General features: G+C 61.8%; 16 protein-coding genes. 12 read left to right on the forward strand and 4 right to left on the reverse strand.

What is annotated here, in order from left to right:
* Together OP494_RS09475 and OP494_RS09480 are read left to right on the forward strand one after the other, a co-directional pair.
* Entirely contained in the window at positions 1 to 2,049 is a 2,049-nt protein-coding gene (locus tag OP494_RS09475; RefSeq protein WP_280540486.1) for an FUSC family protein, read from the forward strand.
* Between the two features lie 26 nt (positions 2,050 to 2,075).
* Positions 2,076 to 2,495, forward strand: a complete 420-nt coding sequence (locus tag OP494_RS09480; protein WP_280540487.1) for a GNAT family acetyltransferase — start codon at positions 2,076 to 2,078, stop codon at positions 2,493 to 2,495.
* On the opposite strand, the gene OP494_RS09485 is transcribed toward OP494_RS09480, so the two are convergent.
* Both OP494_RS09485 and OP494_RS09490 read right to left on the reverse strand, forming a co-directional pair.
* Positions 2,496 to 3,254 (reverse strand): SDR family NAD(P)-dependent oxidoreductase, encoded by a 759-nt coding sequence (locus OP494_RS09485; protein ID WP_280540488.1) that lies wholly within the window; start codon positions 3,252 to 3,254, stop codon positions 2,496 to 2,498.
* 54 nt (positions 3,255 to 3,308) lie between these two features.
* A complete protein-coding gene (locus OP494_RS09490; RefSeq protein ID WP_280540489.1) occupies positions 3,309 to 4,019 on the reverse strand; it encodes a glutathione S-transferase N-terminal domain-containing protein in 711 nt (236 codons plus the stop codon).
* Positions 4,020 to 4,404: 385 nt separating this feature from the next.
* On the opposite strand from OP494_RS09490, the gene OP494_RS09495 reads away from it, so the two are divergent.
* The 10 genes from OP494_RS09495 to OP494_RS09540 all read left to right on the forward strand — a co-directional run bounded on the left by OP494_RS09495 (position 4,405) and on the right by OP494_RS09540 (position 17,263).
* A complete protein-coding gene (locus OP494_RS09495; RefSeq protein ID WP_280540490.1) occupies positions 4,405 to 6,099 on the forward strand; it encodes an L-lactate permease in 1,695 nt (564 codons plus the stop codon).
* A gap of 221 nt (positions 6,100 to 6,320) precedes the next feature.
* Positions 6,321 to 7,820 (forward strand): glycolate oxidase subunit GlcD, encoded by a 1,500-nt coding sequence (glcD, locus tag OP494_RS09500; protein ID WP_280540491.1) that lies wholly within the window; start codon positions 6,321 to 6,323, stop codon positions 7,818 to 7,820.
* Positions 7,821 to 7,864: 44 nt separating this feature from the next.
* Complete coding sequence (glcE, locus tag OP494_RS09505; protein ID WP_280540492.1) at positions 7,865 to 8,989, forward strand: glycolate oxidase subunit GlcE; 1,125 nt, start codon at positions 7,865 to 7,867, stop codon at positions 8,987 to 8,989.
* A gap of 2 nt (positions 8,990 to 8,991) precedes the next feature.
* On the forward strand, positions 8,992 to 10,260 hold the full coding sequence (gene glcF / locus OP494_RS09510; protein WP_280540493.1) for a glycolate oxidase subunit GlcF: 1,269 nt from the start codon (positions 8,992 to 8,994) through the stop codon (positions 10,258 to 10,260).
* 31 nt (positions 10,261 to 10,291) lie between these two features.
* Positions 10,292 to 10,693, forward strand: coding sequence for a heme-binding protein (locus tag OP494_RS09515; RefSeq protein ID WP_280540494.1), 402 nt, complete (start codon positions 10,292 to 10,294; stop codon positions 10,691 to 10,693).
* Between the two features lie 196 nt (positions 10,694 to 10,889).
* Positions 10,890 to 13,241 carry an FdhF/YdeP family oxidoreductase gene (locus OP494_RS09520; RefSeq protein WP_280540495.1) on the forward strand — a complete coding sequence of 784 codons (2,352 nt, stop codon included), beginning with the start codon at positions 10,890 to 10,892 and terminating at the stop codon, positions 13,239 to 13,241.
* A 54-nt stretch (positions 13,242 to 13,295) separates the two neighbouring features.
* Positions 13,296 to 13,565: a DksA/TraR family C4-type zinc finger protein gene (locus OP494_RS09525; RefSeq protein ID WP_280540496.1), complete on the forward strand. Its 270-nt coding sequence runs from the start codon at positions 13,296 to 13,298 to the stop codon at positions 13,563 to 13,565.
* 242 nt (positions 13,566 to 13,807) lie between these two features.
* On the forward strand, positions 13,808 to 15,697 hold the full coding sequence (gene pabB / locus OP494_RS09530; RefSeq protein ID WP_280540497.1) for an aminodeoxychorismate synthase component I: 1,890 nt from the start codon (positions 13,808 to 13,810) through the stop codon (positions 15,695 to 15,697).
* The gene (locus tag OP494_RS09535; RefSeq protein WP_280540498.1) at positions 15,681 to 16,301 is read left to right on the forward strand and encodes an aminodeoxychorismate/anthranilate synthase component II; all 621 of its coding nucleotides are present in this window, start codon (positions 15,681 to 15,683) and stop codon (positions 16,299 to 16,301) included. Before pabB ends, OP494_RS09535 begins: the two co-directional genes overlap by 17 nt.
* A gap of 26 nt (positions 16,302 to 16,327) precedes the next feature.
* On the forward strand, positions 16,328 to 17,263 hold the full coding sequence (locus OP494_RS09540; RefSeq protein WP_280540499.1) for a diiron oxygenase: 936 nt from the start codon (positions 16,328 to 16,330) through the stop codon (positions 17,261 to 17,263).
* 78 nt (positions 17,264 to 17,341) lie between these two features.
* Here OP494_RS09540 and OP494_RS09545 read toward each other — a convergent pair whose 3' ends face one another.
* A complete protein-coding gene (locus OP494_RS09545; RefSeq protein WP_280540500.1) occupies positions 17,342 to 19,072 on the reverse strand; it encodes an NADPH-dependent assimilatory sulfite reductase hemoprotein subunit in 1,731 nt (576 codons plus the stop codon).
* Between the two features lie 10 nt (positions 19,073 to 19,082).
* Positions 19,083 to 20,873 (reverse strand): assimilatory sulfite reductase (NADPH) flavoprotein subunit, encoded by a 1,791-nt coding sequence (locus OP494_RS09550; RefSeq protein ID WP_280540501.1) that lies wholly within the window; start codon positions 20,871 to 20,873, stop codon positions 19,083 to 19,085.
* Positions 20,874 to 21,003: the final 130 nt, after the last annotated feature.

Raw genomic sequence — 21,003 nt, forward strand, 5'->3', positions numbered from 1 at the left:
ATGTCGCCTTGGCTGGAAACCTACCTCACCCCTTCGAAGGCGTCGCTGCAGTTCGCCGCCAAGACCACACTGGCGATGCTGCTGGCGCTTTACATCGCGCTATGGTGCGATCTCGACCGTCCCTATTGGGCGTTGATCTCGGCAGCCTTCCTGCAGATCCGACCGATGAGCGGCATGGTCGTCGAAAAAGGCATCTGCCAGATCGGCGGCACCCTCATCGGTGCGCTGGTCGGCATCGTCATCATGGCCTTCTTCGCACAGGCACGTGTGCCCGCCTTGGTAGTGCTGACGCTGTGGATCATGTTCTGCACCTACGGCAGCTCGCTGTTGCGCAACAACTTTTCCTACGGCTGCATCATGGGAGCCGTCACGGCAATGCTGATCGTGGTCATCGCCGCCGGTCAGCCCGGCGGCCTCTTCGATATCGCCGTCGCACGGCTCTCCGAGCTGGGGCTCGGCGCCCTCTGCGCCACTCTTGTCAGTGCCTTGCTATGGCCCACGCGCGTCAAGGACCACTTGGCCAATCAAGCCGACGAGGTAATCAACCACGCCTTCACGCACGCCGGGCAACGCCTCGATGCCGGCGATGGCCTGGACGCCATGCAGCAATCGTTGACCGCCAGTCTCGAGCCGCTGACGATGCTCGAAACCGACAGCCAGGCGGCACGCTACGAGGGCCCCGATGGCGGCGGCCGAATCCGCGCGACGCACGTGCTCACCCGACGCACGTTGCGGTTCTTCGCCACGCTGGGCGCGCTTTATCAGTTGCTGCACGACCATCGCGAGCGCATCAGCGCGCCCCTGCACCAGTTGGCCAACGAAATCGCCGACGGCTTTCGCAACGCCGAGCACGTGAAAGGCGTACCCGCCGCACGCCGCCAACTACAGGATCTGCGCAAGCGCGCTCACGGCTATTCCGACACGCAGCTCGACCCCTTGCAGCGCCGTGTGCTTCTGGCGCTGCGCGAGGTCCTCGGTCATGCCATGATCATGCTCGACGCGCGCGAGGCCATCGCCCACCCCGGGCGCAAGCAACTACGCGGCGGCTCGTTGTCCTGGCACCGCGATCACCTGGTGGCGTTGCTCAATGCCGGCCGCGCGGGGCTGGTCTTTTCGTGTCTGGCCATCTTCTGGTTGCAGACACACTGGAACAACGGCCAGGTCGCGATGCTTCTCGGCACTCTGTTCTCGGCGTTTTTCGCCACACGCGATAACCCCGTGACGATCTGCATGATGTTCTTCAAAGGCATGCTGGCCGCATTGCCCAGCGCCTTCCTGTTCGGCCATGTGTTGCTCTCGCAGGCCAACGGCTTTCCCATGCTCGCCATGCTCTTCGTCACGCCGCTGTTCCTAGGGCTGCTTGGCGCCTCCAACCCACGCTTGATGGGTTATTGCCTTGCCTTCACTATCTTCAATATTCTGCTGACCATGCCCGGCAATGGGATGGAATTCTCATTCGACAGCTTCGCCAATCGCGCCATCGCCGTCATTGTCGGGCTCAGCGCCGTGGTGATGGGGTTCCGCCTGTTCCCCGGCCTGGGCACGCCGATCCGGCGCCGGCGTTTGATCGGCGCCATCAGCCACGACTTGCGGTATATCGACCAGCAGCCCTTGCATGAAGCCGAAAGCCGCTTCAGCGGCCGCATGGCCGATCGCCTGCTGCAACTCGCACGGCACGACGACATGCTGCCCGAGGATCATCGCCACCTATTCATGATCGGCCTCAACGGCCTCGACCTGGGTCGCTCGTGTTTACGCCTGCGCCACCGCCTGGAAGACGCACCGGCGCCTGTACGTGACGCCATGCAACATCTTCTGGCCACGCTGGCCGACGGCTTCGAGGACAGTGCCCATGGCCGCTCGCCTCAGGGAATAAACCAGGCCGGCCAAGCGCTGGACGATGCCATCGCACGCCATGGCGGCATCGAGGAAGACGCGCGCGAGCTCATCGAGGGATTGATCGAGCGACTCGTCTTGGTGTTGGAACGTCAGGCCGACGTCATGGCCGAGCGTCAAACACCGGCCATCTCCGCGACCAAGAGCGCCTGACGACCCACGTCATCCGAGAGATAAATATGCAGATCCGCCCTTTCCAGCCCCAAGATGAAGAGAGCGTCATTGCGCTTTGGCAACGCTGCGAGCTGACGCGCCCATGGAACGACCCACGCCGCGACATCGCACGCAAGCTCGCGGAAGACCCCAGCCTGTTTCTGGTGGGAGTGGAAGCGGGCGCGGTGATCGCCAGTGCCATGGCGGGCTACGACGGTCATCGTGGCTGGGTGCACTATCTGGCGGTCAGCCCCGATTGCCAGCGCCGCGGCCTTGGCCGCCAATTACTCACCGCCGTGGAGCGCGCCCTGCAGGCCCGGGGCTGCCCGAAGCTGATGCTGATGGTACGCAACGAGCATCCCACGCTGATCGACTATTACCGCCGCCAAGGGTACGACGAAGGTGACTTCGTGACCCTTGGCAAGCGCTTGATCGCCGACGACTGATCAGTCGCGGTCGATGGCGAAGGCCGACCACGCCTGGCGTGTCGGCATGACCTCGAGGCGATTGACGTTGACATGTGCCGGCAGCGACACCGTATAGCAGATCAACTCGGCGATATCCTCGGCCTCGAGTGGTGTGGTGTCGCCGTAAAGCTTGTCGGAGGCCGCCTGATCGCCGCCAGTGCGCACCAGCGTGAACTCGGTTTCGGCCATGCCCGGCGCGATATCGGTGACCCGCACGCCAGTGCCTTGCAGATCGCAACGCAGGTTATAGGAAAACTGCTGCACGAATGCCTTGCTCGCGCCGTAGACGTGACTTCCCGGATACGGCCACTGCCCCGCGACCGACCCCAGGTTGACGATACTCGCGCCGGCCCCGGTCTCGATCAGCGTAGGCAGCAGCGCATGCGTCACGTTGACCAAGCCGGTGATGTTGGTGTCGATCATCGTATGCCAGTCGTTCAGATCCGTCTTCTGCGCCGGCTCCGGTGCCAGGGCCAAGCCGGCGTTGTTGATCAACGCCTTGACCGCGCGGAAACCTTCCGGCAGCGCCGCAACGACGTCCTTGATCGCCTCGGCGTCCCGCACGTCGAGCACCGCGGTATGCACAGGCACCTTGTCGTTTAGCTCCTTCTCGAGATCCTCGAGACGCTCCGCGCGCCGCCCGGTGAGAATCAACGACCAGCCGGCCTCGGCAAAACGCCGTGCCGCAGCACGCCCGAAGCCCGAGGTCGCGCCAGTAATCAATACGATATCGCTCATGCTTTGCTCCTTATCCACATACGCCCTACCCCTCATGGCACACTCACAGCGCCATCAACCAGGATAGCCGCCCTCGATGTCGACGATGCGCGTGGCATTGCGCCCTACGCCACCATGCTGATCCAGCATGCGCTCGATCCAGGCATAGACCGGGTCGGCATTGGAGACGAGATCCGCCGCCGAGACACACCGTGCCCACATGAAATGACCGAAGACCATGTAGTCGGCACCGCCGGGCGCTTCGCCGTCGAGGAAGTCGGCCTCTTCGAGACGCCCACGCAACGGCTCGAGGGCCGCATCGAGTGCCGAGAGTCCTTTGCTGGGCGCATGCATTTCCTCGAGGCTGCGTCCCAGCGCCTTTTCACGCGTTTCACGAAAATAGGCCTGATCGTCAGGATGCACGACGTTGAACAAGTCCATGACGATGGTGCGCAGGATCCCCGGCGCCAGGGCCCGCTCGCTGTAGAACTTGAAGAAGCGCGCCCGTGACTCCGACATGTCGTCGCCCAACAGCGGATTTTGCGGGTACACGCGATCCAGATAGCGGAAGATCTCGTAGCTATCGGTGACCGAGGTCTCACCGTCGACGAGTACCGGCACCTTGCCTTGTCCCGAAAACGCGATCGCCTCTTTCTGTGTGAAACGCCATGGAATGAAATCGCATTCCAGGCCCTTGTGTGCCAGCGCATAACGCACGCGCCAGCAGTAAGGCGAGAACCGCAGCCGCTCGTCACGCCCGCTCAAATCGTACATCTGCAACGCCATGCCACCGCTCCTTTTTGATCATAGGCTTAGCGTGAGAATACTCCACGCGCCGGACCTCCGACGCTACCACATGCCACGCAATCGCGCCTACGACGCCCGCGCCCAGGCGGCGATGTCCTTGAAAAGGCTCGTCTATTAGTCGAACTCAAGACGTACTAAACACCTCGTCAACACGCCGAAAGACTCCGACGAAGGTCACAAGCAAGGCTATAGAAATTTGATTTTGAAAGATATTTCGACCTCACCAGATTGAATCCATTATTGGTAATACCAATTATCCAACAATTGGCCCTGTCGCATTTCACGTTTATCTTTTGCGCGATGACGGGCGATATTCGCCTGCCTCCGTCTTGCGCTGCACAACAACACAATCAGGGGCACTTTCATGAATCAAACGCTGCTCTCGCTACTCGCCTTCCTGCCATTGGTGCTGGCCGGCGTACTGCTGATTGGCTTCCGAGTTCAGGCCAAGGTCGCCATGCCCGTAGTCTTCGTGGTCACCGCGCTGATCGCCTTGCTGGCCTGGGATATGACGTTCACCCGGGTCGCTGCCTCGACGTTCCAGGGACTGATCCTCACCGTGGGCCTTTTGTGGATCATCTTCGGCGCCATCATGCTACTCAATACGCTGAAGCACTCCGGCGGCATCACCGCCATTCGCAACGGTTTTTCCAGCATCAGCCCCGACCGACGCGTGCAAGCGCTGATCGTCGCCTGGCTGTTCGGCTGCTTCATCGAAGGGGCCTCCGGTTTCGGAACCCCAGCAGCCGTGGCGGCGCCGCTGATGGTGGCACTGGGCTTTCCCGCGCTGGGCGCGGTGACCGTGGGCATGATGATTCAGTCCACGCCGGTCTCCTTCGGCGCCGTCGGCACACCCATCGTGGTGGGCGTCACCGGCGGCCTCAACCGCAACGCGATCACCGAACAACTGACCGCCAGCGGCTCGAGCTGGGAAAGCTTCTTTCGACTGGTCGCCTCGGAAGTCGCCATTACCCACGCCATCGTGGGGGTCCTGATGCCACTGATCATGGTCATCGTGATGGTGCGCTTCTTCGGTGCCAACCGCTCCTGGAAGGAAGGGCTCTCGATCACACCGTTCGCGTTGTTCACTGGCGTCGCCTTCGTGGTGCCCTACGCCCTGGTGGGCGTGATCCTGGGCCCTGAGTTCCCATCGATGATCGGTGCCCTGGTGGGTCTGGCGATTGTCGTGCCAGCCGCCAAGAAAGGCTTCCTGCTACCCAAAGACACCTGGGACTTCCCGGACAGCACGACCTGGCCGGACGAGTGGCTCGGACGCCTGGAAATCAAGATGGATCAAGTCGCCGGCAAGGCGCCGATGTCGGTCTTCATGGGCTGGGTGCCGTATGTGCTGCTGGCCGTTCTTCTGGTGATCTCGCGCACCGTGCCGTCGGTCACCTCGACGCTTCAGTCGATCAGCCTTAGCTGGAACGACATCCTCGGTGAAAGCGGTGTCTCGGGTAGCCTTCAGCCCTTGTACCTGCCTGGAGGCATCATCCTGATCGTGGTGCTGCTTACCGTGTTGCTGCACCGCATGCGCGCTAGCGAGCTGGGTGCGGCCTTCAGCGAATCGACCAAGACGCTGTTGGGCGCCGGCTTCGTGTTGATCTTCACCGTGCCGATGGTACGCATCCTGATCAACTCCGGCGTCAACCAGGCCGATCTAGTCTCGATGCCCGTGGCCATGGCGCAACTCGTCGCCGATGGCGTGGGGCATGTCTATCCGTTCTTCGCCCCCGCCGTCGGTGCGTTGGGAGCGTTCATCGCGGGTTCCAACACAGTCTCCAACCTGATGCTCTCGGACTTCCAGTTCAATGTCGCCGAGGCCTTGGGGCTGTCCACCGCGATGATGGTGGCGCTGCAAGCCGTGGGCGCGGCCGCCGGCAACATGATCGCCATTCACAACGTGGTCGCCGCCTCCGCTACCGTGGGCCTGCTGGGCCGCGAGGGCACTACGCTGCGCAAGACGATCCTGCCGACGCTTTACTACCTTATCTTCACGGGCCTCATCGGCTTGTTCGCGTTCTACGTGATCGGGGTCAGCGATCCACTACTCGGCTAGCCCGCACCGGCCGACCCCCTCATGGGTAATGCCCTCTCCGGATCGCACTGGGGAGGGCATTATTGGTCTTACCAATTACCCATATTTTATCCTTTCGGCTAATAGGCACAATCGTTTGCCATGCGCGAATATGGAAACACTTTCCATAAGTGGCGAGGTCCTGTCCCGCGCCATGCACCGAGTCCACGCCCACGCGTGGCGGCATCGCCCAAGGAGACCGTATGAACATCCTCTTTGACGAACGCCTGGACGGCACGCTGCCGACGGTAGACAAGGACGCCCTTTTGACGCATCTAACCGCCCACCTACCTGGCATGACGTTGTTGCATCGCGAGGAAGACCTTCGCCCCTTCGAGTGCGATGGCCTCTCCGCGTACCGCGTGCTACCCATGCTGGTGGCGCTTCCCGACACCTTGGAGCAGGTGGAAACCCTGCTCGGCATCTGCCACGCCCAAGGCGTGCCGGTGGTCACGCGAGGCGCGGGCACCGGCCTTTCCGGTGGCGCTCTACCACTCGAAAGAGGTGTGCTGCTGGTGATGTCCCGTTTCAGCCGCATTCTCGATATCGACCCCGAGGCACGTACCGCCCGCGTACAGCCCGGCGTGCGCAACCTGGCGATCTCCGAAGCGGCGGCACCTCATGGGCTGTATTACGCGCCCGATCCTTCCTCGCAGATCGCCTGCTCGATCGGCGGCAACGTCGCCGAAAATGCCGGGGGCGTGCACTGTCTCAAGTACGGACTGACCGTGCATAACGTTCTCGCAGTGAACATCCTGACCATCGAGGGCGAACACATCACGCTAGGCAGCGAGGCTCTGGATGCCCCGGGCTTCGACTTACTGGCGCTGTTCACCGGCTCCGAAGGCATGCTCGGCGTGATCACCGAGATCACCGTCAAGCTGCTACCCAAGCCCGAGGTCGCCAAGGTACTGATGGCCAGCTTCGACGACGTCGAGAAGGCCGGCAAGGCAGTCGGCGACATCATCGCCGCAGGCATCATCCCCGGCGGCCTGGAGATGATGGACAAACTGGCCATCCAGGCTGCCGAGGACTTCGTCAAGGCCGGCTATCCGGTGGATGCCGACGCCATCCTGCTGTGCGAGCTGGATGGCGTCGAGGATGATGTCCACGCTGACTGCGAAACGGTGCGTGGCGTCCTCGAAGCGGCCGGCGCCATCGATATCCGCCTCGCCCGTGACGATGCCGAACGCGCCACTTTCTGGGCCGGACGCAAGGCCGCCTTTCCCGCGGTGGGACGCATGTCGCCCGACTACTACTGTATGGACGGCACCATCCCGCGTCGCGAGCTTCCACGCGTGCTCAAGGGCATCGCCGAGCTCTCGGCGACCCACGGCCTGCGCGTGGCCAACGTCTTCCATGCCGGCGACGGCAACATGCACCCTCTGATCCTTTTCGACGCCAATGCCCCCGGCGAGCTGGCACTGGCCGAGGAGGTAGGCGGCAAAATCCTCGAACTCTGCGTCGAGGTCGGCGGCAGCATTACCGGCGAACACGGGGTGGGTCGCGAGAAGATCAACCAGATGTGCGCCCAGTTCAATCCCGACGAAATCACGGTCTTTCATGCCGTCAAGGCCGCCTTCGATCCACGCGGACTGCTCAATCCCGGCAAGAACATTCCGACGCTGGCGCGCTGCGCCGAATTCGGCGCCATGCACGTTCACCAGGGGCAATTGCCACACCCCGAATTGCCGCGCTTCTAGAACTCGTCTGAAAAGCGCCTCGTGCCGTGTGTGAAGGAGAAACCATGACACACCCCCAGGATCAAAACCCGGCGCCCGCGCCGGAGAGTCTGCCGGCCGCCGATCACGATGCCAGCGACACCCTGCTCGAACGCGTGCGGCAAGCGGCGCAAGACAATACGCCCTTGCGCCTGGTCGGCGGCGACAGCAAGGGCTTTTACGGCCGCCCCGTAAGCGGCGAGACGCTCTCGCTCGCCGCGCACACGGGTATCGTCCACTACGACCCGGTCGAGTTGGTGGTCACGGTACGCGCCGGCACCCGCCTGGCCGATCTGCAAGCCGCACTGGCCCATGAGGGCCAGCAACTGGCCTTCGAGCCGCCGCACTTTGCCGACACCGCCACGGTAGGCGGCATGGTGGCTTGCGGAATTTCCGGCCCACGCCGCCCCTGGGCGGGAAGCGTGCGCGACTTCGTCCTCGGAACACGCCTCATTACCCACGACGGCAAGCGGCTACGATTCGGTGGCGAAGTCATGAAGAACGTTGCCGGCTACGACCTTTCGCGGTTAATGGTCGGCGCACAGGGCACGCTGGGAGTGATCGACGAGGTATCGTTCAAGGTCCTGCCGCGTCCCGCCGAAAGCGCCACGCTGCACCTGGAGATGTCCCGCGACGCAGCCATGGCGCGCCTCGCCGAATGGGGACGCGAGCCACTGCCCATCACCGGTGCCGCGCACGATGGCGAGACACTGCATATTCGTCTCGAGGGCGGTCCTGGCTCAGTTGCCAACACGCGGAAGCGACTCGGCGGCGAACCGGATTACGTCGATTTCTGGCGACGACTGCGCGAGCTCGAGCTGCCCTTCTTCTCACGCCAGTACGACAGCCGCCCACTCTGGCGGCTATCGCTACCGCATCGCGCTCCTTCCGTACCGCTCGACGGCGACGAGCTCATCGACTGGGCGGGCGCGCAACGCTGGTGGCGCAGCGATACGCCGGCCGAAACGATGCGCCGGCATGCTGCCCATGCCGGCGGGCACGCGACGCGTATCGACCTTGACCGGCCGCATGGCATCGAGACGCCCTTCACACCACTCTCGCCCGTGCTCACCAAGTACCACCGCCGACTCAAGGCCGAGCTCGACCCGCACGGCATCTTCAACCCCGGGCGACTCTACGAGGGGCTATAGCCATGCAGACGAATTTCACCGACGAAGCCCTACGCCAACCGCACATTCGCGAGGCCGACCGCGTCCTGCGGTCGTGCGTGCACTGTGGCTTCTGCAACGCGACCTGTCCGACCTATCAGCTTCTGGGCGACGAACGCGATGGCCCGCGCGGACGCATCTATCTGATGAAGGAGCTGCTGGAAAGCCGCGACGATGACGACCGAGTCACGCAAGAAACGCAAACACATCTCGACCGCTGCCTAAGCTGTCGCAATTGCGAAACCACCTGCCCCTCGGGGGTCGAATATCACAAGCTTCTGGATATCGGGCGCGCCGAGGTCGAGCGTCGCGTCGGACGTTCCTACAAGGAGCGCGCCTTGCGTTATGGCCTACGCAAGGCACTGGTCGAGCCACGTCGCTTCCAGACATTGCTAGCGTTGGGGCAAACCTTTCGCCCGCTGGCGCCGGGGCCGCTCAAGGACAAGATTCCACCCCGCGCGGTCAATGTGGGGCGCACAGAACCCGCTACCCACGACCGCCATATGCTGGTGCTCGAGGGTTGCGTACAGCCAGGGCTTTCCCCCAACACCAATGCCGCCGCGACACGCGTTCTCGACCGTCTGGGGATCGCCCTGAGTTCAGCCCCGGAGGCAGGCTGCTGCGGTGCCATCGACTATCACCTCAATGCCCAGAAAGACGGACGCGAGCGCATGCGAGCCAATATCGACGCCTGGTGGCCACACGTCGAGGCAGGCACCGAGGCCATCGTGCAGACCGCCAGCGGCTGCGGCGCCTTCGTCAAGGAATATGGCGAGATGCTCGCCGACGACCCACGCTATGCCGACAAGGCACGCCATGTCAGCGCCCTCGCGAAGGATCTAGTCGAAATCCTTCGCGACGAAGACCTCGAGACGCTGGCACCGCGCCACGACAAGCGCCTCGCCTTCCACTGCCCCTGCACACTGCAGCATGCCCAGAAACTCGGCGGCGCCGTAGAAGGCGTCTTGACACGCCTGGGATTCACACTATCCCCGGTGCGCGATCCCCACCTATGCTGTGGATCGGCCGGGACCTACTCCATCACCCAGCCGGCCTTGGCGACACAATTACGCAATGACAAGCTCGACGCGCTCGAAGCGGGTCACCCCGAGGAAATCGTCACCGCCAACATTGGCTGTCAGACTCACTTGGCAGGTGCAGGCCGCACCCCGGTGCGACACTGGATCGAAATCGTCGATGAGGCCCTGACTCCTGCTACGAGTGACGCGCCTCGAGCTGCGAACGTCCCGTAGCCCGCAGCAATTATCTACCAAGGAGACACAAATGAAGACCCACGCAGTGCTTGAACTTAGCGACGTCAATCAGTTGCTCGACGCCGCTCAGCAAGAAGCCGACGCCAACGGTTGGGCCATCACCGTCGCCGTCGCCGATGCCGGCGGCCATCTACTCGGCCTGCGTCGACTCGACGGCGCGGCACCGTTCAGCGCCGGAATCGCTACCGAAAAGGCACGTAACGCTGCGATCGGCCGCAAGGAGACCCAAGTCTTCGAGGATATGATCAATAACGGCCGCACCGCCTTCGTCAGCGCGCCGATGCAAGCCTTGCTCGCCGGTGGCGTGCCGCTGATCGTCGAGGGTAACGTCATCGCTAGCGTCGGCGTTTCCGGCGTCAAACCCGATCAAGACGTGCAAGTCGCCAAGGCCGCCGTCGCCGCCTTGGTGTGACCCTTCGCTCGCCGTGAGACACGCCGCGGGCGTGTCTCTGCTTCCCTGCCCTTTTCTCCACTTCTCCCTTAATTGTCCCTGCAAGATCGCGCTGTCATTGCCATACTCGCTAGTCACATACTTACTAGCCACCATACGATGAGTTCGCGACGTATCGTGCTCTATCGTAGGTTGGGTGACCGTAGGAGGAGTTAGCATGGCGCGTTCGCTCACGGATGATGCAGTACACGGCCAGCAGAGCCCGCACGATGCCCCAGGCGGAGGCTGGCAATCGATCCAGGCCACCGAGACGCATTTCCTGCGCGAGAAAGTGCCCTTCAATGGCAATGCCTTGATGCTCAAGATCAATCAGCCCCAAGGCGGATTCGAGTGCCCTAGCTGTGCCTGGCCCAATCCCGCAAAGCCCGGCCCGGCGGAATTCTGTGAAAACGGTGCCAAAGCCGTCGCTTGGGAGGCCACAGCGGCACGCACCACCCCGGAGTTCTTCGCCAAGCACACGCTGAGCGAACTTCTCGACTGGTCGGATCACGCACTCGAGAAGCAAGGCCGACTGACGCATCCGATGCGCTACAACGCCACCACCGACAAGTATGATCCCATCGACTGGGAAACGGCATTTCGGGAGATCGGCGAGCGCCTCAAGACCTACGATCCTCAAAAAGTCGAGCTTTATACGTCGGGGCGCACATCCAACGAAGCGGCGTTTCTGTGGCAACTTTATGGTCGCATGCTGGGCACGCACAACTTCCCGGATTGCTCCAACATGTGTCACGAGACGACCACCGTGGCGCTCCCCCAGAGTATCGGCGTGGGCAAGGCCACCACGACCCTGGAGGATTTCGAGCACGCCGATGCGATTTTCATCTTCGGTCAGAACGCCGGTACCAACAGCCCGCGCATGATGGGCCTGCTGCATGAGGCGCGCCAGCGCGGCGCCGAGGTCATCACCTTCAATCCGCTTCGCGAGCGGGCGCTGGTCAAGTTCGCCAATCCGCAGACACCCAAGGACATGCTCACCAACCACGGCATGCCGATCAGCTCGCAATACCATCAGGTACGCATAGGCGGCGATATCGCCGCCATTCAAGGCATGTGTAAACGCATCCTCGAGGCTGATGACGCGGCACATGCCGAGAGCCGCCAGGGGGTGATCGATCATGAGTTCATCAGTATGCACACCGCCGGTTTCGAGGACTTCGCTGCGCATTGCCGAGCACTGTCCTGGGAACGTCTCGAACGTCATAGTGGTCTCGAGCGCGCGGCCATGGAGGAAGCCGCCGAGGCATGGATGCGTGCCAAGCGCGTCATCTGCTGCTGGGGTATGGGTATCACCCAGCACATCCGTGGCGGCGACAACGTTCATCAGATCCTCAACCTACTGCTGATGGGCGGTCACATCGGCCGCCGCGGCGCCGGTGCCTGCCCTGTGCGCGGCCACTCCAACGTCCAGGGTGACCGCACCGTGGGGATCTTTCACAAATCCGGCGAGGCGTTCCTATCGAAGATGGACGAGGTCTTCGGTATCCAATGCCCGCGCGAGCGCGGCCATGACGTCGCACTATGCTGCGAGGCCATCCTGCGCGACGAGGTCGACGCCTTCCTCGGCATGGGCGGCAACTTCTTCCGCGCGATTTCGGATCAGGCGCGCGTCGCCGCACGCGTCAAACATATTCCGTTAACCGTGCAGATCGCCACCAAGCTCAATCGAAGCCACCTGCTTCACGGCAAGGCCGCTTACTTGCTACCACCTTTGGCGCGCACCGAGAAGGATATCCAGTCCGGCGTCGAACAGACCATCACCATCGAGGACGGCATGTGCAACGTGCAAGGCTCGACCGGCGCACTGGAGCCGGCATCGCCACATTTGCGCTCGGAGATTGCCATCGTCGCCGGACTGGCACGCGCCACGCTCTCACCCAATCCCAAGGTCGACTGGGAATGGCTCAGCGAAGATTACGCGCGCATCCGCGACAAGATCGAAGCCACACAGCCTGCGACGTTCCGCGATTACAACCGCCGGCTCGACGCGGAAGGCGTATTCCATCTCGATATCGCCGCGCGTGACCGTCTCTGGCACACCGACTCGGGCAAGGCTAATTTCCTGTTCCCCGGCGACATGCTCACCGAGGACGATTCCGTCCCCGACGATACGCACTTCCAACTGCTCTCGATTCGCGGTCACGATCAGTTCAACACCACCGTGTATTCCTATGACGACCGCTATCGTGACATTTACGGTACCCGCAGCGTGGTGATGATGAATCCCACGGACATGGAGAAACACGGCTTCGAGGCGGGACATCGCGTCACGCTGACCGCCGTCAGCGACGATGGCATCGAACGCCAGGTATCCGGTTTCAAGCTCATCGCCTATGATTTACCCGAGAACTGCCTGGGCGCGTACTACCCGGAGGTCAACGACCTGATTCCAGTCACCAACCGGGACCGCCAAAGCAATACCATCGCCGGCAAGTCGATACCGGTCACCTTATCGCTGATGTCGAGCGAGGAAGTCGAGAACGCCACGGGAATGCTTGCCACGAGTTGAGCGCCCGTGAGCCCAACCGCAGGCACGGCATGCCACATGCCGAGGAGAGATGACATGGCAGGAGGATGGTCGAAGGACGGTGCCGTACAGGACCAGATCGATAGCACCGTCGAAGACGCTGTGCAGCGCTCGCGCCATCGGCTACCCAGCGGCGAAAGTCTGAGCCACTGCGAGGAATGCGGCGATCTTATCCCCCAAGCGCGGCGTGATGCCGTACCTGGGGTACGACTGTGCATTGCTTGCCAGAGCGAGCGTGATCGGCATGAACGCTTTGATGCCAGCGGCTACAACCGTCGAGGCAGCAAGGATAGCCAGCTGCGTTGAGTCGTTCCGCCGTCGATGAATCGCATTGCGACCGGCGGCGGGATGAGCATTTTCATCGGCACGCGGTATTTTCCTGCCACGCATTGTGTAGATTTACCACCCCATTTTTAAGGTTGTTTTTAAACGCATAATAACCTCTTTGCATTAAATATATTACATAATAATACCAATATAATCATCATTGACACCAACTCCTGCGCGCTCTTAAATAAACATATAATTAATACCAGGGAGCATGGGTGATGCGCAGCCTAAACAAACAACAAACAGACAATGTTTTCATATTGCTCGAGAACACCCGTTGCTCAAGCGATCACCGCGCTTCATTGTTGTTCGAAAACCCCGAATACGAAGTGATCTGTTACCGCAACGATGCATTGCAGGGCGCGTTGCGCGAGCTCGATGAGTTGCGTGAGCAAGGCTATTACGTGTCTGGCTATCTCGCCTATGAGGCGGGCTACGCGCTGGCGGACAAGCCGGACTTCAAGTTTTGCAATCGCGCCAAGAGCGATGCCCCACTCGTGCATTTCTATGCGTTTCGCGATGTACGCCGTTTGTCGCAGCATCAAGCCAACCGGTTCCTCGAAGCACGCACGCCCGACACGACACCTGCAGCCATTCGCCACTTGGCGCTCAACGCGCGACGCGAAGAGTACCTCGCTAATATCGAAAAAATAAAGTCTTATATTAGAGAAGGTGACACTTATCAAGTCAACTACACACTAAAATATCGCTTCGAATATCAAGGCTCACCCGTCGCCCTGTATCGCAAACTCCGAAGTCGCCAAAAAGTCGAGTTTGGTGGGCTGCTCAATTTTCCAGAGTATTCAGTACTGTCGCTATCGCCGGAACTCTTTCTGCGTAAACAAGGCACAGAACTGGAGTCCAAGCCCATGAAAGGCACCTTCCCACGTGGGACATCGGCCCAAGAAGATGCCGCTATTCTCGATACGATGCGTCACGATACGAAGACACGCTCCGAGAACGTGATGATCGTCGATTTGCTGCGCAACGATGTCAGTCGCGTCGCCTCGCCGGGATCCGTGGCGGTCAAGAATCTGTTCGAGATACAGACCTTCGAGACGCTGCATCAGATGATTTCCACCGTGACCGGCAAGATCGACTCCAACGCCAGGATCGAACATGTGTTACGCGAGCTATTTCCCTGCGGTTCGATCACCGGCGCCCCCAAGATACGCACGATGCAGATCATCGAAGAACTCGAGCTCGAAGCGCGCGGCGTCTATACCGGCGCAATCGGCTATCTGACGCCTCACAACGATTTCTGTTTCAACGTACCCATCCGCACCTGCATCGCACATGCCGATGGCCATGCGGAGATGGGAATTGGCGGCGGCGTGCTTCATGAGTCGGACCCTGAAGCCGAATACGAGGAATGCCTGCTCAAGGCGCGTTTCTTGAGCGGGCTCAATCAGGACCTGCAACTCATCGAGACCATGCGTTACCGGGCGGAAGGCGCCCATATCGAGCACCTTGAGAAGCACCTGCAACGGCTGTCACACGCAGCCCGCGATCTACATTTCGTCTACGCGGCCGCCAGCGTCCGACTGGCCCTCGCCGAGGCCATCGATGGACTCGATCAGGACACACGAGTGCGTCTTTCCCTGGCCCACGACGGCCAGTTCGATATCACCACCACGTCACTAGGGCCCGAGGAAGAAGCGCCCTCTACAGCGCGACTGGGCATCAGCGCCCACCCCATCGACCAGCACGCCTTCTTGCTGCGTTACAAGACCACCGAACGCACTATCTACAATAGCGAATATCGACGCCACCAGGCTCAAGGCGACTACGACGTCGCCTTCCTCAACCACGAAGGCCGGGTGACCGAGGCCAGTCGCCATAACCTATTCATCGAGAAGGACGGCTTGCTGCTGACACCGCCAATCGACGAAGGCGTACTGCCCGGCATCGCACGCGACACGCTCATAGAAGCGAGTTGCGAGCGCTGTTGCGAACGTCCGATCACGCCGCGGGATCTGCTCGACGCCGATGCCATATGGCTGACCAACGCCGTGCGCGGCGTCATACCGGTCACGCTCAGCGAGCAGGCCATACAAACCCTTACCGCCTGGGCGGGCCAGGAGGCTACCTATGCTGTGTCTCATTGATAACTACGATTCGTTCACCTACAACATCGTGTCCTACCTCAACCAACTGGGCACACAGCCCTGGATCGTCAAGAACGATGCGATGACGCTTGACCAACTGGCGAGCCACGACATCGAGGGTATCCTGATTTCGCCGGGGCCCTGCACGCCCTCGCAGTCCGGCATTACGCTCGAGGTCATCAAGGCCTACGCAGGTAAGGTCCCGATTCTGGGCATCTGTCTGGGACACGAAGCGATCGCCGAGGCCTTCGATGGGTACATCGAGCACGCTCGCGAGGTCATGCACGGCAAGGTATCCCACGTTCACCACGACGGACGCGGCGTGTTCACCGGCGTCAGCCAACCGGTGCGCGTGACCCGCTACCACTCACTCATCGTCACCCGCCAGCGCATGCCCGCCAATTTCGAGATCAGCGCCTGGACCTGTGACGCACAGGGCAATATCGAGGATGTCATGGGCATCCGTCATCGCGACCTGGACATCGAAGGCGTGCAGTTTCATCCCGAGTCCATCCTCACCGAGCAGGGCCACCTCATGCTGGCGAACTTCCTGCGTAAACTCGATCAACATCGCCCATCGCTCGGGAAAGCGGCTGGCTTCTAGGCAAGGATTTTCAAGGAAGAATCCACATGTACACCGGTACCGACAACCCTACGACGGCGCGTGAAAACGAGGTACTCGCGCGCCTCACCGAGAACTGGAACCAGCGCGTCGCAGTGCGCAAGGCGCGGCTCGACCTGAGCGAATATTACGACACCACGGCGCCGGATTTCCCATCGTCGATGGTGCCTTTCTGGGACGACTCGCGTTTCCAGGCCATCGGCGAAGCGGACAAACGCCGCGTCCTCGCTGGCGCCTGGATCAACTACAACGAGAAGACGATCTTCGTCGAGGACAAGGTCATCAATCCCATGTGCTCGTTGCTGCTACAGGATGCCCTGCCCGGCGTCGGCGATACCGTCTCCAAAAAGGCCATCGCGCAGACCCAGGTGGACGAGCAGTTCCATATTCTGATGTGCCTGGAAGTCTGCGACTGCGCGCGCCGCCAGCACCGACTCCAGGACTTGCGCATTCCCACGCCCCTGCTCGAGCAACGCATGGAGACAGCGCTTTCCAAGGCGGACAACGAGCGTGAGTTCGCCTTGATCCGCATGGCCTACGCCACCGTGGCCGAAATGACCATCAACGTATTCTTGAAACGTCTCTCGCAGGACCGCAGCATCCAGCCGCTCAACCGCCTGAATACCGAGCTCCACCGCCAGGACGAAGCCTCGCACGCCGCCATTTTCGGCGAGATCGCCCGCGCCGTTTACGAGCGCCTCAGTGCCGGACAGCAAGCGATCTTTCGCGCCCACTTGATGCGCGCCATCGACGACTTCGTCGAACTCGACGTAGGATTCTGGCGCGCCATTCTCGATTATCTGGCGATTCCCGAACGCGAGAGCATACTGCAAGACATGGCCTCGAAGAGCCGCACGAAGCGCTCACTTCGCGATTATGGCGCGCTGGTCAAACTGTTGCAGCAGATCGGCATTCACGAAGGGCCGAGTTTCGTCTTCCGATAACACGACATCGCGCGATCGGACGCCACGCCTTGGCGCCCCCTGACGCCAAGGACAGTAGAAGCAAGTTTGGGCGCAGGCTCAGCGCGTGTGGAACTCGCGCCCGGCCAGGGTCGGCGCAATCACGCCCACGCGCACCACGAAGTCGCCGAATGCCTCATCCGCCTCGCGCTCGGCGGCGTAACGCTGAATCAGCGGCGTGAGCTCCTCGAGAATGGTCGCCTCGTCGATGTTCTCGCGATAGAGCTTATTGAGGCGCTCACCAGCGAAACCGCCCCCCAGATAAAGGTTGTAGCGTCCCAAGGTCTTGCCTACGAAGCCGATTTCCGCCAGATAGGGCCGCGCACAACCGTTGGGGCAACCCGTCATACGCACGATGATGGCGTCGTCACCAAGGCCCGCGTCATGCATGATCGCCTCGAGCCGGTCGATGAGTGACGGCAGATAACGCTCGCTTTCGGCCATCGCCAAGCCACAAGTGGGGAATGCCACACAGGCCATCGCGTGACGCCGCAGTGGTGTCGTCTCGAACGTCATCGCGTAATCCGCCAGCAGCGTGTCGATGGCCTCGCGGCGTGCCTCGGGCACCTGGGTGATGATCAGGTTCTGGTTGGTGGTCAACACGATATCGCCTTCATGCGCCTTGGCGATCTCGCGCATGCCCGTCAGTAGCTGAGCGCCCCCATCGACATCGGCCAGACGACCATTTTGAACGAACAGGCCGTAGTGCCAGAGGCCGTCCTCCCCCTGATACCAACCCAGTCGGTCGCCATTGTGGGTGAGCGGCAATTCACGCGCCGGCGCCAGCGACTCGCCCAGATACTCCTCGACGCGCTCGCGAAAGCCGTCGACGCCCAGGGCCTCGACAGTGTACTTGAGACGCGCCTGCTTGCGGTCGTGACGATTACCGTTATCACGCTGCACGAGCATGACCGCCTCCGACACGGCGGCCGCGCGATCCGGCGTACAGTAGCCGACGATGTCGGAAAGTCGCGGGAAGGTCGCGGTCTCACCGTGCGTCATGCCCATGCCGCCACCGATGCAAACATTGAAGCCCTGCAACTCGCCCGCCTGTACGTCGGCGATGAAGCCGACATCATGGGCGAACACATCGACATCGTTCTCGGGCGGGATCGCCAGCGCGACCTTGAACTTGCGCGGCAGATAATGCCGTGTGTAGAGCGGCTCGACCTCGTCGCCGGTTTCCTGAGGCCCGCCCGCCACACGCTCCTCACCGAGAAATATCTCGTGATAGGCCCGAGTGCTCGGCAATAGGCGAGTGCTGATCTCGTGCGCGAGGTCGTAAACCTGACGATGCACTGGCGAGCGGTGCGGATTGGCGGTGCAGATCACGTTGCGGTTGACATCGCCACAGGCGGCGATGGTATCCATCATCGACTTGTCCAGCGCTTGCAAGTGGCCGCGCAGGTTTTCCTTGAACACCCCGTGATACTGAAAGGTCTGGCGTGTAGTGATACGCAGCGTGCCGTTGGCATAGCGCCTGGCGTTGTCATCCAGCGTCAGCCACTGCTCAGGCGATACCCGCCCGCCGGGCAAGCGCAGGCGCACCATGAACGAATACAGCGGCTCCAGTTTGCGATGGCGGCGGTCGTCGCGCACATCTCGGTCATCCTGCTGATAGAAGCCATGAAACTTGGTCAGCTGGGTATCCGCTTCATTGACCGCGCCGGTAGCCCGGTCGGCCAAGCTCTCCTCAAGGGTGCCGTAAAGATAGTGGCTGTCGACCTTGAGCCGTTCATTGGGGTGCAGCTCATCGAGCGACACGTCACGCATCTTGGCGATGATATCCATGTCGGTCTCCTCAATAGACGTCGCGCTGATAGCGCTTTTGCTGCTGCAGGTCACGCAGGTACTCGGCAGCGGCTTCCTCGTCGTATCCACCTTGCTCGCGAATCACATCGAGCAAGGCCTGGTGGACGTCCGGCGCCATGCGCTCGGCATCGCCGCACACGAAGACATAGGCCCCGGCCTGTAACCAATCATAGAGGGTGGCGGCCTGCTCGCGCAGGCGGTCCTGCACGTAGACCTTGTCTTGTTGATCGCGGGAAAACGCCACGTCGAGCCGCGACAGGAGTCCTGTCTTGCGCCATTGCAGCCATTCGGCCTGATACAGGAAGTCGCTACGCCGCCGCCGGTCGCCGAAAAACAGCCAGTTATCGCCGTTCGCCCCGCGCGCTTCGCGCTCCTGGAGAAAGGCCCTGAACGGCGCCACCCCAGTCCCCGGCCCGATCATCACGATGGGCGCCGCATCATCGTCGGGCAGCTTGAAGTGCTTGTTGTGATCGATGTAGATCGGCACCCGGTCGCCAGGGCTGACGCGGTCGGCGAGATAGGTCGTCGCCACACCGCCGCGCGCGCGACCGTGGGTTTCATAGCGCACCACGGCCACCGTGAGGTGCACTTCGTCGGGGGCCGCGGCCTGGCTCGAGGCAATCGAATACAAGCGTGGCGGCAGCTTGCGCAACGCACGAATGAAAGTGTCCGCCTCCAGCCCCTCGACCGGAAAGTGCTCCAGTACATCGATGATATGCCGTCCCTGCAGCCATTCGCGCAGCTCGTCGCGCGACTCTTCGTCGAGCAGGCGGCGCAGTTCGGCATCATCGCTGATCTCGGCCCAATGATTGAGGAAGGGGCGCGTCAGCGTGGTGACCTCGAAATCGTTGAGCAGGGCATCGCGCAGTTGGCGCCCTTCCTCGAACGGTGCCTCGCCATCCAGTCGCAAGGCGGCCAGCAGTTCCTCGACATAGGCAGGATCGTTCTGCGGTACGATGCCCACCGCGTCGCCGGGGAGATATTCCAGCCCCGACTCCTCCAACGAGAGCTCGACATGCAGCGTCTGCTTGTCGGAATCCCGGGTATTGAGCGGCTGCGCCTCCAGCACTTCCGCCTGGAAGGGATGTGAACGCGAGTAAGTCGCGGCCACGCTGCCGGGCGCATCGGATGCCGGTCCCGGCGCAGCACTCCCCGAGAGCGCAGCGAAGGCCTCGAGCGTCGCGTCGACCCATTGCGTGGCGGTCTCTTCGTAGTCGACATCGGCGTCGACCCGCGCGCACAAGCGCTGCGCGCCCAGAGCCTCGAGCCGCGAATCGAGCACCTTGCCGGACTCGCAGAAATATTCGTAGCTGGCATCGCCCAGCCCAAAGACAGCGAAGCGATGCTCGTCACTCAAACGTGGTGCCTTGCGCCCCGCAATCAGCTCGTAAAAACCCAAGGCACTATCCGGCGGGTCACCATCTCCTTGAGTGCTGACCACCGCCATCAGCCGGGTGGCTTGCTTGAGGTCTTGTTTGCCGAAGGACGCCATGTCCTTCAGCTCGACGTCGAGCCCCCAGGCACGCGCGCGCTCGGCCGCCTGCTCGGCTACGCCTTCGGCGTTGCCGGTCTGGCTGCCGAACAGCACGGTCAGCGGCTCACCCGGCGTCGCGGCCGGCGATTCGGCGACCGCCGGTGCATCATGCGCCTCCAGGCCGGCCAGATATCCCTGCAGCCAGGCACGTTGCCGGGCGTCGAGATCGGCCAGCGCGTCATTGAGCCGCCGCGCCTGATCGGCGCTGAGGGGGCTGTTCGATTCGGACAAGCGTCCTTGCGACATTGGACCTCTCATCGTTGCGTAAATGCTCGGAAAACGAAGACCTCTAGACTAGCAAGTCTAAAAAGAATGAAAAATTCTAAAAAGCGATTCTCATATTCTTTACAGGATTAAACGGCCTAGCCACTCGACT

The organism is Chromohalobacter sp. 11-W, from assembly GCF_029889905.1.
Classification (GTDB): Bacteria; Pseudomonadota; Gammaproteobacteria; order Pseudomonadales; family Halomonadaceae; genus Chromohalobacter.

Bases quoted from the DNA above. Each gene is read 5' to 3' on its own strand.
- OP494_RS09550 (WP_280540501.1), bottom strand. From the start codon at position 20,873: ATGTCGCAAGGACGCTTGTCCGAATCGAACAGCCCCCTCAGCGCCGAT.
- OP494_RS09515 (WP_280540494.1), top strand. From the start codon at position 10,292: ATGAAGACCCACGCAGTGCTTGAACTTAGCGACGTCAATCAGTTGCTC.
- pabB (WP_280540497.1), top strand. From the start codon at position 13,808: ATGCGCAGCCTAAACAAACAACAAACAGACAATGTTTTCATATTGCTC.
- OP494_RS09535 (WP_280540498.1), top strand. From the start codon at position 15,681: ATGCTGTGTCTCATTGATAACTACGATTCGTTCACCTACAACATCGTG.
- glcE (WP_280540492.1), top strand. From the start codon at position 7,865: ATGACACACCCCCAGGATCAAAACCCGGCGCCCGCGCCGGAGAGTCTG.
- OP494_RS09520 (WP_280540495.1), top strand. From the start codon at position 10,890: ATGGCGCGTTCGCTCACGGATGATGCAGTACACGGCCAGCAGAGCCCG.
- OP494_RS09540 (WP_280540499.1), top strand. From the start codon at position 16,328: ATGTACACCGGTACCGACAACCCTACGACGGCGCGTGAAAACGAGGTA.
- glcD (WP_280540491.1), top strand. From the start codon at position 6,321: ATGAACATCCTCTTTGACGAACGCCTGGACGGCACGCTGCCGACGGTA.
- OP494_RS09480 (WP_280540487.1), top strand. From the start codon at position 2,076: ATGCAGATCCGCCCTTTCCAGCCCCAAGATGAAGAGAGCGTCATTGCG.
- OP494_RS09495 (WP_280540490.1), top strand. From the start codon at position 4,405: ATGAATCAAACGCTGCTCTCGCTACTCGCCTTCCTGCCATTGGTGCTG.
- OP494_RS09485 (WP_280540488.1), bottom strand. From the start codon at position 3,254: ATGAGCGATATCGTATTGATTACTGGCGCGACCTCGGGCTTCGGGCGT.
- OP494_RS09525 (WP_280540496.1), top strand. From the start codon at position 13,296: ATGGCAGGAGGATGGTCGAAGGACGGTGCCGTACAGGACCAGATCGAT.
- glcF (WP_280540493.1), top strand. From the start codon at position 8,992: ATGCAGACGAATTTCACCGACGAAGCCCTACGCCAACCGCACATTCGC.
- OP494_RS09475 (WP_280540486.1), top strand. From the start codon at position 1: ATGTCGCCTTGGCTGGAAACCTACCTCACCCCTTCGAAGGCGTCGCTG.
- OP494_RS09545 (WP_280540500.1), bottom strand. From the start codon at position 19,072: ATGGATATCATCGCCAAGATGCGTGACGTGTCGCTCGATGAGCTGCAC.
- OP494_RS09490 (WP_280540489.1), bottom strand. From the start codon at position 4,019: ATGGCGTTGCAGATGTACGATTTGAGCGGGCGTGACGAGCGGCTGCGG.